At 38.6% G+C, this 12540-nt stretch carries 9 protein-coding genes and 4 tRNA genes; all 13 read right to left on the reverse strand.

Annotated elements, in window-relative coordinates:
- Positions 1 to 5: 5 nt before the first annotated feature.
- The gene (locus tag JNUCC23_RS22340; protein ID WP_454213674.1) at positions 6 to 815 is read right to left on the reverse strand and encodes a two-component system regulatory protein YycI; all 810 of its coding nucleotides are present in this window, start codon (positions 813 to 815) and stop codon (positions 6 to 8) included.
- Entirely contained in the window at positions 815 to 2110 is a 1296-nt protein-coding gene (locus JNUCC23_RS22345; RefSeq protein ID WP_454213676.1) for a YycH family regulatory protein, read from the reverse strand. Before JNUCC23_RS22345 ends, JNUCC23_RS22340 begins: the two co-directional genes overlap by 1 nt.
- The gene (walK, locus tag JNUCC23_RS22350) at positions 2107 to 3939 is read right to left on the reverse strand and encodes a cell wall metabolism sensor histidine kinase WalK (protein WP_403076894.1); all 1833 of its coding nucleotides are present in this window, start codon (positions 3937 to 3939) and stop codon (positions 2107 to 2109) included. Before walK ends, JNUCC23_RS22345 begins: the two co-directional genes overlap by 4 nt.
- Before the next feature lie 5 nt (positions 3940 to 3944).
- On the reverse strand, positions 3945 to 4652 hold the full coding sequence (yycF, locus tag JNUCC23_RS22355; RefSeq protein ID WP_062186589.1) for a response regulator YycF: 708 nt from the start codon (positions 4650 to 4652) through the stop codon (positions 3945 to 3947).
- A gap of 312 nt (positions 4653 to 4964) precedes the next feature.
- Entirely contained in the window at positions 4965 to 5723 is a 759-nt protein-coding gene (locus tag JNUCC23_RS22360; RefSeq protein ID WP_403076890.1) for a M23 family metallopeptidase, read from the reverse strand.
- A gap of 303 nt (positions 5724 to 6026) precedes the next feature.
- A tRNA-Phe gene (locus tag JNUCC23_RS22365) sits at positions 6027 to 6099 on the reverse strand.
- A 62-nt stretch (positions 6100 to 6161) separates the two neighbouring features.
- Positions 6162 to 6237 (reverse strand) — tRNA-Asp (locus tag JNUCC23_RS22370).
- An 86-nt stretch (positions 6238 to 6323) separates the two neighbouring features.
- A tRNA-Glu gene (locus JNUCC23_RS22375) sits at positions 6324 to 6395 on the reverse strand.
- Between the two features lie 6 nt (positions 6396 to 6401).
- A tRNA-Lys gene (locus tag JNUCC23_RS22380) sits at positions 6402 to 6477 on the reverse strand.
- 196 nt (positions 6478 to 6673) lie between these two features.
- Positions 6674 to 7966 (reverse strand): adenylosuccinate synthase, encoded by a 1293-nt coding sequence (locus JNUCC23_RS22385; protein WP_062186593.1) that lies wholly within the window; start codon positions 7964 to 7966, stop codon positions 6674 to 6676.
- A 459-nt stretch (positions 7967 to 8425) separates the two neighbouring features.
- Positions 8426 to 9790, reverse strand: coding sequence for a replicative DNA helicase (dnaB, locus tag JNUCC23_RS22390; RefSeq protein WP_062186595.1), 1365 nt, complete (start codon positions 9788 to 9790; stop codon positions 8426 to 8428).
- 292 nt (positions 9791 to 10082) lie between these two features.
- Positions 10083 to 10532, reverse strand: coding sequence for a 50S ribosomal protein L9 (rplI, locus tag JNUCC23_RS22395; RefSeq protein WP_062186597.1), 450 nt, complete (start codon positions 10530 to 10532; stop codon positions 10083 to 10085).
- Positions 10529 to 12502, reverse strand: coding sequence for a DHH family phosphoesterase (locus JNUCC23_RS22400; RefSeq protein WP_062186599.1), 1974 nt, complete (start codon positions 12500 to 12502; stop codon positions 10529 to 10531). The genes rplI and JNUCC23_RS22400 overlap by 4 nt, the downstream gene beginning before the upstream one ends.
- Positions 12503 to 12540 lie beyond the last annotated feature (38 nt).

Raw genomic sequence — 12540 nt, forward strand, 5'->3', positions numbered from 1 at the left:
ACCTCTCACTCCAATAATATTTTCTCCTCCGTATTCAATTCAATCACTTCTCCATCAAATGCATTTACGAACAAGTCCTGTTTGTCATCTACAATCATTCGCCAAGTAGGCACTAACAGAAAAGATGAAGAAGAAGAGTTGGATTGTAAAGAATTATAATAACCAAGCTGAAAATTGGTTATCTCACTATCTGGCGGAATATCTCCTTTTAAATAGAGAGCTTCGATGGCCTTTATCGGAAGGATCATTTCTTTCGGTTCATTAAATTCTTCAATATCCTCTAGATACGTTTGTTCGTATGAAATGATTTCCTTATCTTCATTTAAAAATAGCGTTACCTTGCCCTTACTATTATTATAAAAGATCTTACTATCAAAATCCTGATAATAAACAATTGAATGACTTGTTTTATCGTATGTCCAATAGCTATAATCTTCACCATGATAGATATTTTCCTTCATGAAAAGATCAATTTCACTCGTTTGTAATTTTTCACTAACTTTGGTTTTATTTTTAAACGTGCCTATTAGTTTCGTTCTTTCTACATCTGCCATCAAAAGATCTTGGTCTTTCAAAGACTTCAGATCATCCTTTTTAAAAACCTTCGTTTTCGCGACTAAATAGTTTTCCTTTTGCTTTTGTTTAGGCATAGGAGTATACGTTATGTTTTCTTCCTTTAAAAGCTCTTCAATAGGAGTTTGAGACATGTAATCATATTTATTATCATTTTTCTTCCCCATAAATTGATCCAAAAGAAAAATATCAAGAATGAGAAACACCATAATGAATATGGTCTTCGTTCGATTCCAGTCCATTATCGATCCGCTCCTTTTTGCTCAAAAGGTAAGAGGATCCATGTTCCTCCATATTGGTAATACCAAGCAGGTTCCAAGATGACACTTTTCGAATTAAGTGTAGACTTGGTCATTCGATAGCCAATTTCAACGTCTCCATTGAAATTACTGATATTTTTCAAAACTGTTATCACTTCTTCACCAGAAGGGAGCGATTTATCAGGCGCTTCAGGATAACGGAAATCTAGATAAAAATACGGACGTTGATATTGATAGATTTCCCCATTCCCCCAAACCTGTTCAATTTCTGCCATTCCTGCTTCGTTAAATACTGGAAGTCCATTAACAAATAAACGAAAGACTACCCTTTGTTCCTGTTGCCATAGCTCAGAAAACCGAAACGAGTTTTTCCCCCAACCTGCATGGTCATTCACAAGGTCAATGCTTTGCTGCAATAATTCACTCGTACTACTAAATCCGTTTTTCTTTTGTGATGGGTTGATGAAATTAATCATCGCTAAATTACGGTCAACAGATAATAGCCGGGTCCCATCAGTAAATTCTTCAACCTCAGAGACATACTCTTGGCGAACGGATGTGGGATCAGTAAATAAGGCATACTTAAAGTTATTAATATTCATATATCCCAGTTGATAGCTGTACTGCTTCATAGGAGTGGGGTCTTTTAAAAGATAGATTTCCTTTGTCTTATTGACCTGGTACGTTATATATTCAGGATACTCATTCGCATTTTTATAGTACATTTCATAAAATGTACGAATACTTTCTCCATTGACGATGGTTTGAATAACCGTCTTATTTTCTGTTGAAATAAAGTAAATCTTTGCTTCCTCCATATTACTATTTGCAGAAGTAAATATAATTTTATCAAAAGAAAATTCAGGAACCTCACTCATTTCAACATTAAATACAGACTTATAGAGCTTGAATGGTATTTGATCAGTAAAGTTAATTTCTGTATTCGCTTTTGAATGGATAAATGTTAGAAATCCCATTTCACTGGCTTGATGAGAAATATCTTCAAAGTTGTATAATGACCAGTTCCAGAACGCGGACTGGATGTTATTCATTTTCTCTTCATCATTCATTTGAAAATGCTGCTCTCCCACATGTAATAAAACATTCTTTGGTTTCACAACATCCGCAATATTTTTTGTATCACTTGCTACTTTAAAATACTCACTCTGATCTGTCTTTTTTAAGGTTGGCTGATAGGTCCAAATTTGCCAAGTTAAATAAGCGCTCATAAAAACTAATATCAATAGAACAATGCTTTTCATTCTTTCAAAACTCATGACCAATCATCCTCTTGCTCCAGCTCGTAAGGAAGGGTGAAATAGATTGTTGTTCCTTTTCCTTCCACACTTTTAGCCCAGATTTTCCCGCCATGGGCGACAATCATTTCCTTTGCAATCGCCAAGCCAAGGCCAGTTCCTCCAAGATTCCTTGATCTAGCTTTATCCACTCGATAAAATCGCTCAAAAATCTTTTCTAAATTACTTTTAGGAATCCCAACACCTTCATCACTAATACTAATGATAATAGACTTTTCCTCATCCTTAACTCTGAATGTAATCTGGCCGCCTTCAGGTGAGTACTTGGTCGCGTTTGAGATAATATTATAAAGAACTTGGGTAATTTTATCTTCATCAATATCAACGAAGAATGATTCTTTAGGAATGTATCGTTTAAATGTAATCGTCTCTTTTTTTGACATTTCAAGACGGTCAATTAGGTGGTTAAAGAAATCATTAAAATTCACCCAGCCACTTTTTAACTTATAGTCCCGGCTGTCCATTTTCGATAACTGTAATAAGTCGTTAACTAGTCGAATCATACGCTCTGTTTCATTTTGTGTTACGTTTAGAAAGGAAGGTGCAATCGCTTCATCCTTCCAAGCCCCTTCCGCTAATGCTTCCAAATAACTGCGCATTGTTGTTAACGGCGTCCGTAATTCATGGGAAACGTTGGCCACAAATTCACGACGTTCTTCTTCAATCTTTTCCTGCTCTGTAATGTCATGAAGCACCGTAATAAGACCATTCACAAAACCTGTTTCTTTTTGAATTACAGAAAAGTTAGCACGAAGAATATACGGTTGTTTCGGCTTGCTGTAGTCTAAAATGACTGAATCACGCTCTTCTAGTAAATCCTCAAACGTATAGTCTTCTTCAAGATTCAATAATTCAATGATGGGTTGATTTAGTACTGTTTCACGTGAAACATCCAATAACTTTGCCGCAGGTTCATTAATTAAAATGACTCGTCCCCGACGATCAGTCGAAATGACACCATCAGTCATATAGGATAGAATGGATGATAACTTTCTCCGTTCACCTTCCGTACTAGATTGTGAATCCTGCAGTCTTTTCGTTAAATTATTGAAGGTAACAGCCAACTGGCCAATTTCATCATCCCCATATACTTTAACTTTTCTTGAGAAATTCCCTTTCGACATCGCAATGGCTTGTCTACGCATATCAGTCATTGGTCTCGTAATTGTTTTTGCCAACCAAACACCTAATAATGCGGTGATACTTAAGGCGATGGCTGTCCCGGTGATGAAAATGTGATTAATTTCATTTAATTGATCAAAAATGTTTTCCATATCCGCGATTACATAAACTGCACCAATAACCTTTTTATTATAGTCTACTGGAACGGTTAAAACCCAGACACGCCTATTTGTTTTCCGATCATAAAATACATCCTGATCCGCAGCTCCTAAAACAAGAGTCCGTTTAATAATATCTTCCGTCGTCTTTTTACCAACGATCGACTGATTACCAGGGTCAGATGTCCCAAGTACACGACGACTGCGAAGCTCTATGACTTGAACCTCGGTTATATTATTTGAAGATTTATCGCGATCTTTTAAAATTGTGTTAATTGCATCTTCAAGGGTGGGGTCATCATCGTCTCTTTCCTTGACCATTTCTTCACTTATACTATACGTTAGAAGATTCACATGACCACGTATAGAACTCTGAAAGTTATTAACAAGATTGTCTTCTAATTTCCCAATAAAATAAACGCCAATAATTTGCATGGCAACAAAAATAAGTAGTAGATAAATGACTACAAATTTCACGTGAATGGAACGAAGTAAACCGACCTTTTTCATGTTACTTACTCCTGTTCAGGGTTACGAAGGTAATAGCCTACCCCTCTTCTTGTTACAATCCAGCCCGGGTGGCTTGGGTTATCTTCAATTTTTTCACGAAGACGTCTAACCGTAACATCGACGGTACGCACATCGCCAAAATAATCATATCCCCATACCGTTTGTAACAAATGCTCGCGTGTCATCACTTGACCAATATGTTTTGCCAAGTAATGGAGCAATTCAAATTCTCGATGAGTTAATTCAATCGTATCACCGCGCTTGGAAACCACATAAGCATCTGGGTGAATAATGAGTGTGCCAACCGAAATCTCTTTCGATTGTTCTTCAGGATTTGCAGCTGGAGCCGCTTGCTGGCGTCTTAAATTCGCCTTCACTCGGGCAATGATCTCTCGTGTACTAAAAGGCTTTGTCACATAATCATCCGCTCCTAGCTCAAGCCCCAATACTTTATCGATTTCGGAGTCTTTTGCTGTAAGCATGATAATAGGTGTTTCATACTTCTTGCGTACTTCTCGGCAGACCTCCATGCCATCTCGCTGGGGCAACATAATATCTAATAAAATTAAATCTGGCTGAAGTTCTTCCACCATTTTAAGAGCCTCATTGCCATCATAAGCACAATAAACATCAAAGCCCTCTTTTTTTAGGTTAAATTGTAGAATATCAGCAATTGGTTTTTCATCATCAACAACAAGAATTTTCTTTTCCATAAACATTTCCCCTTTATCTACAAATCGTGTCCAATATATATACATGTACCTTTTATTAATTAAACAAAAGATTTATCATTCATCTATTTATAAAAAATCTAGTAAGCTTCTCTCTACCTTACTTTATCATTTTATCATAATGAAATCATCCTATTCCTACTATCACCCCTTATTTACCAGATCTTTTCCTGTTCTTTCTTTTCTACATAAAAAATCTTCGAATCTATAATCCGAAGACTTGCAAAAAAAACGAAAGTATCCGTTTTATTGTTTCATAAAGTGAAACTTCAAGCAGTGGGGTGTTACTACCCGTTAATGCACGATAAAATCTAGCGGATCAACAAGACGGCCATTTTTCAAAATCTCAAAATGAAGGTGGGTGCCAGTTGAATGGCCTGTTGAACCCATGATACCAATTTTAGAACCACTTTTAACGGTATCCCCTATCTTCACATCCACCAATTCAAGATGGGCATAAATTGTTTCGTACCCGTTATTATGATTAATCCTAATTTTATTACCATAACCACCTGATACTCCAGCTTCAACCACAGTACCGTGATCAGCTGCATGAATGGTTTTCGTAGTTGGTTGCGCAATATCAATACCTTTATGCATTTTCCCAAAGCTTGGGCCTTGTTCACTAGAAATATACCCTCCATCTGCAGGCCAGATAAACGAACCCGTTCCTCGTGATGGAGTTTGCTTTATTCCTTTAACAATTCTCGATACTTCCTCAGCCTCTTCTTTAGATGAAAGATGCGTAAACATCTCATCAGTAATAGCATATGCATAGGCTTCTTCTTTGCCTTCGAATTGTCTTATTACTTCCCGTAGTACCTCACCACTCGCCCTATCAGTATTAAATACTTGCTCCTCTATTAACTGATTTTTATATAAAAAATTTGTCATACTACTTCCAACTTCATTATGCACATAATCTTGATCAATCAGGAGCGTCTCATCCGCGTCTATGGCAGCTTCAGAACCTTTTGGAATAATGGTCATCACAAAAAGAATGATATTAGCCATTATTAATAAAGCAGAACATACACTCTTCCTACTTAACATATCCTTAATCCTCCCTATTGCCATGTAACTCAATTCATTAAACATTTAAGTTGTATAATGAAACTCCAATCAGTGGGGTTTTGCTGCCCGCTAATACTGGATAAATCTAGATAAATTGGACTAGTTTCATTTTCAACTACTCTACCATACTATTAAATGAAACATGGGATAGACTCCGTAATGTAATACAATTGTATAATTTTTGACATAGTGTTACAAAAGGATAACCTATAGCTAAAATGAGTTCAAACCCATTCATAAAAACAAGGCACAAAAAAACACCCCAAAAGGAGTGTTACGGAGTGGCTCAGGACGGAATCGAACCGCCGACACAAGGATTTTCAGTCCTTTGCTCTACCGACTGAGCTACTGAGCCATATTAATAATCCACTAAAGTCTATTGCAGACTCTAAGCTTTTCATTTTCTAAAAAATAAAATGGCGGTCCCGACGGGAATCGAACCCGCGATCTCCTGCGTGACAGGCAGGCATGTTAACCGCTACACCACGGGACCATATCAATATAATCATGTTAAGCATACTATTGAATTCTTACAAACTAGCTGGACTTGCCAGCTACTTGATTTACTTCAATAGCCGATGACCCCTACGGGATTCGAACCCGTGTTACCGCCGTGAAAGGGCGGTGTCTTAACCGCTTGACCAAGGGGCCGTATTATGGTGAGCCATGCAGGATTCGAACCTGCGACCCTCTGATTAAAAGTCAGATGCTCTACCAACTGAGCTAATGGCTCGTACAAAAATTTCACTCATTTGTGACGACGCTTTTGATAATATCATAGTTCTACTTGTTAGCGCAATAGTATTTTAATTTTTTTTTCAAAATGTGACCTTTAATGTTTCACGTATTGTAAATAGGGCATTCATTTGAGCTCTTTAAAACACTAAGGTGGAGACCTAAAAAGGCCTCCACCTTAGGATTAGATTAGACTATTCTAAACGCCAAGGGCTTCTAACGATATTTGTTTGATTTCGGTCTGGACCTACTGAGAAGGTCGTTAGTGGAATACCCGTCAGCTGAGAAATCCGCTCTATATAATGACGGGCATTTTCCGGAAGTTCGTCCAATGACTTGCAGTTCGTAATGTCTTCAGGCCAGCCTGGTAGTTCTTCATAAACAGGCTCACATTCCCCAATCATTTTCAAACTTGCCGGGAATTCATGTATGATTTGATCTTTATATTTATAGGCTACGCAGATTTTCACTGTTTCAATCCCTGACAACACATCAATTGAATTAAGTGATAGATCCGTGATTCCGCTGACACGGCGAGCATGACGAACAACTACAGAGTCAAACCAACCTACCCGGCGAGGTCTGCCCGTTGTTGTTCCATATTCACGGCCCACTTCACGAATTTGATGACCAATTTCATTATCTAATTCAGTTGGGAAAGGACCATCACCCACCCGGCTTGTGTAAGCTTTACATACTCCAACCACATGGTTGATTTTTGTTGGACCAACACCTGAACCGATTGTTACTCCTCCTGCTACTGGGTTTGATGAAGTAACGAATGGATAGGTTCCTTGGTCAATATCTAGCATTACCCCTTGGGCACCCTCAAATAAAACACGTTTTCCTTCATCCAACGCATCATTCAAGACTACTGAAGTATCGCAAACATATTGCTTAATTTGTTGACCATATTCGTAATATTCTTCAAAAATATCTTCTAGTTTGAAGCCTTCTGTTTCATAAAAACGTTCAAGCATGCGGTTTTTTTCCTCAAGGTTAGAAATGAGTTTTTCTTCAAATACTTCTCGGTCAAGTAAATCTGCCATGCGGATTCCGTTTCTTGCTGCTTTGTCCATATAAGCAGGGCCGATGCCTTTTTTCGTCGTGCCAATTTTATTCACACCTTTGCGCTCTTCTTCCACTTCGTCCAATTTCAAATGATAAGGAAGAATGACGTGAGCACGGTTAGAAATACGCAGATTATCTGTTGTAACCCCATGATTATGCAGATATGCCAATTCTGCAACAAGTGCTTTCGGATCCACAACCATCCCATTGCCAATCACACAAACTTTCTCACTGTAGAAAATCCCAGAAGGAATTAAATGAAGTTTATATGTTTGACCATTAAATTTAATCGTATGCCCCGCATTGTTCCCACCTTGATAACGAGCGATGGCTTCTGCATTTTGAGATAAAAAGTCTGTGATTTTCCCTTTTCCTTCGTCGCCCCATTGCGTTCCAACTACTACCACTGATGACATATTAGAAAAGCACCTCCAAAGGTTCACGTAATCCCGGATTATGTACCGGTCTCTTATTCAACAAACCTATTTTAACAGTAATTGTCACCACAGTCAACCATAATACGAACATTAATTAAAATTAAAACGAAATCATTCGTTAATAACCATAACCATTCTCTTATTTTCTCCATTTTTTTTTTGAATATACGGCTTTCAATTAAAAGGATGCCACAAAAGGGGAACCACTGAAAAAGTAGCTCTTTTTAAAATTTTTGAAGACCTTCATCAAATATACAGATAAAAAAATAAGCTAACGACCAATATGTAGTAGGTCGTTAGCTTATTTTCCTCTTTAAATGGACTTTTTCAGTGCCCTCCAAAAGGGAAGGATCCATGTCACAATAATTACGTACAATAAAATACGGGAATGAGCTCAAATTCATTGTGAAAGTGCACTCAAAACCTTGTCTACTATCACTATGCCCCCGGTGGCATGCCAGCATCATCCATACGTCTCTCAAGGTTAACGAATTTATTATATTCCTTTACGAAGGCAAGAGATACGGTCCCTACTGGACCATTACGTTGTTTAGCAATGATAATTTCGATAATATTCTTGTTTTCTGATTCTTTGTCATAATAATCATCTCGATATAGGAAAGCGACAATATCCGCATCCTGCTCGATACTTCCTGATTCCCGAATATCAGACATCATCGGTCGCTTGTCTTGTCTTTGCTCGACTCCACGAGAGAGCTGAGAAAGGGCAATGACCGGCACTTGAAGTTCACGAGCAAGCGACTTAAGAGAACGAGAGATTTCAGATACTTCTTGTTGACGGTTTTCACCAGAACGCCCATTTCCTTGAATTAACTGAAGATAATCAATCATAATCATCCCAAGACCGTTCTCTTGCTTAAGACGGCGGCACTTGGAGCGGATTTCACCAATCCGGACACCTGGAGTATCATCGATATAGATTCCAGCATTCGATAAGCTTCCCATTGCCATTGTCAGCTTACGCCAGTCTTCATCTGTCAGGGCACCTGTTCGTAAGTTCTGGGCATTAATATTTCCTTCTGCACAAAGCATACGCATCACGAGCTGTTCAGCACCCATCTCAAGGCTGAAAATCGCAACATTTTCGTCCGTTTTCGTTGCAACATTTTGAGCGATATTCAGTGCAAATGCTGTTTTACCAACAGACGGACGAGCTGCAACGATAATTAAATCGTTCCGCTGAAACCCAGCAGTCATCCGATCAAGCTCAGCAAATCCGGTTGGAATACCTGTAACATCGCCTTTTCGATTGGTCAGCTCCTCTATATTATCGTAAGCTCTGACAAGGACATCTTTAATATTTTGGAAGGCTCCCGAATTTTTCCTTTGGGCAACCTCCATAATACTTTTCTCAGCCTCGCCCAACAGACTTTCCACTTCATCTTCCCGGCTGTATCCTTCTTGAGCAATATTGGTTGCCGTACGAATTAACCTTCTCAATAGTGATTTTTCTTCTACAATTTTCGCATAGTATTCGACATTGGCTGCAGTAGGGACTGAAGCAGCCAGTTCACTTAAATAAGAAACACCCCCGACTTCTTCTAGGGTTTTTGCAGCTGCCAGCTCTTCGGTAACTGTCACTAAATCGACAGCCTTTCCCATGTCATTAAGCTTAAGCATGGCATTAAATACCTTTTGATGTGAAGATCGATAAAAATCTTCAGGTATTAAAATCTCCGAAGAAACTGTTAATGATGAAGGCTCCAAAAAGATGGCTCCCAAAACAGCCTGTTCCGCTTCAACATTCTGTGGTGGTATCCGATCTTGAAATGCTTCATTCATATTTTGGCCTCCTTTTTTACAAAATTCTTTTACAAATTTATTTAAATAGCATAGCTATCGTACAATCAGAATCATTCCATTAAAAAAAGAAGATTGAACGTAAAAGCCCGATCTCCTTTTTTGTGGAAAAAGGGCGGGGCTTCGCAAAATCAGCTCCGCACCGCCACCTTTATTAGGTGATGCAATTTGAGAATCTAACCTTTTTCACCGTTGGGTTTTAGATCAGATGCTCATCGATGTTTCTTACCTATCTCTATTTTATCAATTTTTTATCGATATGATAGTGCTAAAATTAGTTAATTTCTTTTACTGAAACCGTTAGCGTCGCCGCCACTTCATGGTGCAGTTTAACTGGTAGTTTCGTATGGCCTAAAGTACGGATACCATCATTAAGATCCATCTTTCGTTTATCAATCTTGATGCCATGCTTCTTCTGAAGTGCTTCAGCAATTTGTTTTGTTGTAATTGAGCCAAATAATCTGCCACCTTCACCAGCTTTCGCTTCCAGCTCGACTGTTAGGTTTTCGATTGTTTCTTTCAATTCTTTTGCTTGCTGCAATTCTTCGGCTGCAAGCTGATCCTCTTTATTTTTTTGAGCTTCAAGTGTTTTTGTGTTTGCGTTATTCGCTTCAACAGCTAATCCTTGTTTTAAAAGAAAGTTATGTGCATAGCCATCTGCAACATTTTTAACTTCCCCTTTTTTTCCTTTTCCTTTTACGTCTTTTAAAAAGATTACTTTCATTGTCTTTTTCCTCCTTCTAAATATTCATCGATAGCTGCTTTTAATAATGATTCAGCTTCATCAATCGTACCTGTCACTTGAGCTGCTGCGTTAGTTAAATGCCCTCCGCCATGAATCATCTCCATAATGACTTGCACATTTATATCTCCGAGTGAACGAGCACTGATACCAACCACGTCATCTGAACGCTTCGCAATGACAAAAGAAGCAACGACTCCGTCCATCGTAAGCAATGTATCAGCGGTCTGGGCGATTAGTACTTGATTATGGCTTTCGTCAGGCTCACCAACTGTAATGGCAATGCCCTCCTTATAAAAGGAGACCGTTTCAATGAGCTTCGAACGCTCAATATACGTATGAACATCTTCTTTTAAAAACTTCTGAACGAGTACTGTGTCCGCTCCCTGGGTACGTAAATAAGATGCCGCATCAAAGGTTCTTGAACCCGTGCGAAGGGTGAAGCTCTTAGTATCGACGATAATGCCTGCAAGCAGGGAAGTGGCCTCCAGCATATCCATCTTGCTTTTCTTCGGCTGATATTCAAGTAGCTCAGTCACAAGCTCTGCCGTTGATGAAGCATACGGCTCCATATAAACGAGCAAAGAATGAGAAATGAACTCATCACTACGTCTGTGATGGTCAATTACGACCACTTGATCCATTCTGTTCAACAATCGTTCATCAATGACCATTGAAGGTTTGTGGGTATCAACAATGACTAGAAGTGTTTCATCCGTAATTATTTCAGAGGCATCCTCTGGTGTAATAAACCGTCCATATAAATCAGGTTTCGTTGTTTTGATTTCCTCTATTAATCGTTGAACACTTTTATCGATATCTTGAAAGTCAATTACGATATAGCCTTCACGGTCGTTCGTCTGTGCAACCTTTAATATCCCTATAGCTGAACCAATCGCATCCATATCAGGGCTCTTATGCCCCATTACAATAACCTTATCGCTATCAAGAACAATATCCTTCAATGCATGGGAGATGACCCTTGCCCGCACCCTTGTGCGTTTCTCCATTGGGTTCGTTTTGCCTCCATAGAACTTAACTTTTCCATTCGGCAATTTAATAGCTACTTGATCACCACCGCGTCCTAACGCCAAATCAAGACTCGATTGAGCAATTGATCCTAACTCAGGCAACGAGGATATACTGGAACCTACGCCGATACTTAATGTCAGTGGTACATTATGTTTCGAAGTTGATTCGCGAATTTCATCCAGTATAGCAAATTTCCCTTTTTCTAGCTGTTGTAAAATACTTTCATTAAAAATTCCAATAAAGCGATCTGAAGAAGTCCGTTTTAGTAAAACTCCATTATCATTTGCCCATTTATTAAGTAAAGAGGTAACCATGCTGTTTAAACTACTTTTACGTTGATCGTCCATTCCCTGAGTCAAATCATCATAGTTATCGAGGAAAATCACCGCAATAACTGTTCGTTCATCTTCGTACAACTTTTCAATTTCAATTTGTTCTGTGACATCAAAAAAGTACAACAACCGTTCCTCAGGCTTATGCACAATCCTGAATTTTCGATTATTAAGAGTGATTGTATCACTCTCCAATTCCTGCTTAACCAACGGAACAATCGATTCCGCTACATCATACAGCGATCTGCCCGTTAAAGAGTCTTCATCAAAGCAAGAAGCTAAGTACGGGTTCGTCCATTCGATATAATACTCATCATTCATTAGCATAATCCCAATTGGCATTTCGAGTAGTGCCTCTTCACCGACCTTTTTTAAACGATACGATAAGGTTGAGATATATTCCTCAGTTTCACGTCGATTTCGCAATTCCACTTGCAGGACAAGGCCGAACAACCCAATAAAAAGAAAAAGCCCTATTGCCGCAGCCCACCAATTGTAATATGCGAGGACTCCCAATAAAAGAATGGCTACCGAAAGCAATCCATATAAACGGGATAGGATCTGGTACTTTTTTAAATATGATGGCATATTTTCAGCTCCTAAAAGCATCATACATTTTGCTCGTT

This window comes from Peribacillus sp. JNUCC 23 (assembly GCF_053653995.1).

Bases quoted from the DNA above. Each gene is read 5' to 3' on its own strand.
- dnaB (WP_062186595.1), bottom strand. From the start codon at position 9,790: ATGAATGAAGCATTTCAAGATCGGATACCACCACAGAATGTTGAAGCG.
- rplI (WP_062186597.1), bottom strand. From the start codon at position 10,532: ATGAAAGTAATCTTTTTAAAAGACGTAAAAGGAAAAGGAAAAAAAGGG.
- JNUCC23_RS22345 (WP_454213676.1), bottom strand. From the start codon at position 2,110: ATGAGTTTTGAAAGAATGAAAAGCATTGTTCTATTGATATTAGTTTTT.
- JNUCC23_RS22340 (WP_454213674.1), bottom strand. From the start codon at position 815: ATGGACTGGAATCGAACGAAGACCATATTCATTATGGTGTTTCTCATT.
- JNUCC23_RS22360 (WP_403076890.1), bottom strand. From the start codon at position 5,723: ATGTTAAGTAGGAAGAGTGTATGTTCTGCTTTATTAATAATGGCTAAT.
- JNUCC23_RS22385 (WP_062186593.1), bottom strand. From the start codon at position 7,966: ATGTCATCAGTGGTAGTAGTTGGAACGCAATGGGGCGACGAAGGAAAA.
- yycF (WP_062186589.1), bottom strand. From the start codon at position 4,652: ATGGAAAAGAAAATTCTTGTTGTTGATGATGAAAAACCAATTGCTGAT.
- walK (WP_403076894.1), bottom strand. From the start codon at position 3,939: ATGAAAAAGGTCGGTTTACTTCGTTCCATTCACGTGAAATTTGTAGTC.
- JNUCC23_RS22400 (WP_062186599.1), bottom strand. From the start codon at position 12,502: ATGCCATCATATTTAAAAAAGTACCAGATCCTATCCCGTTTATATGGA.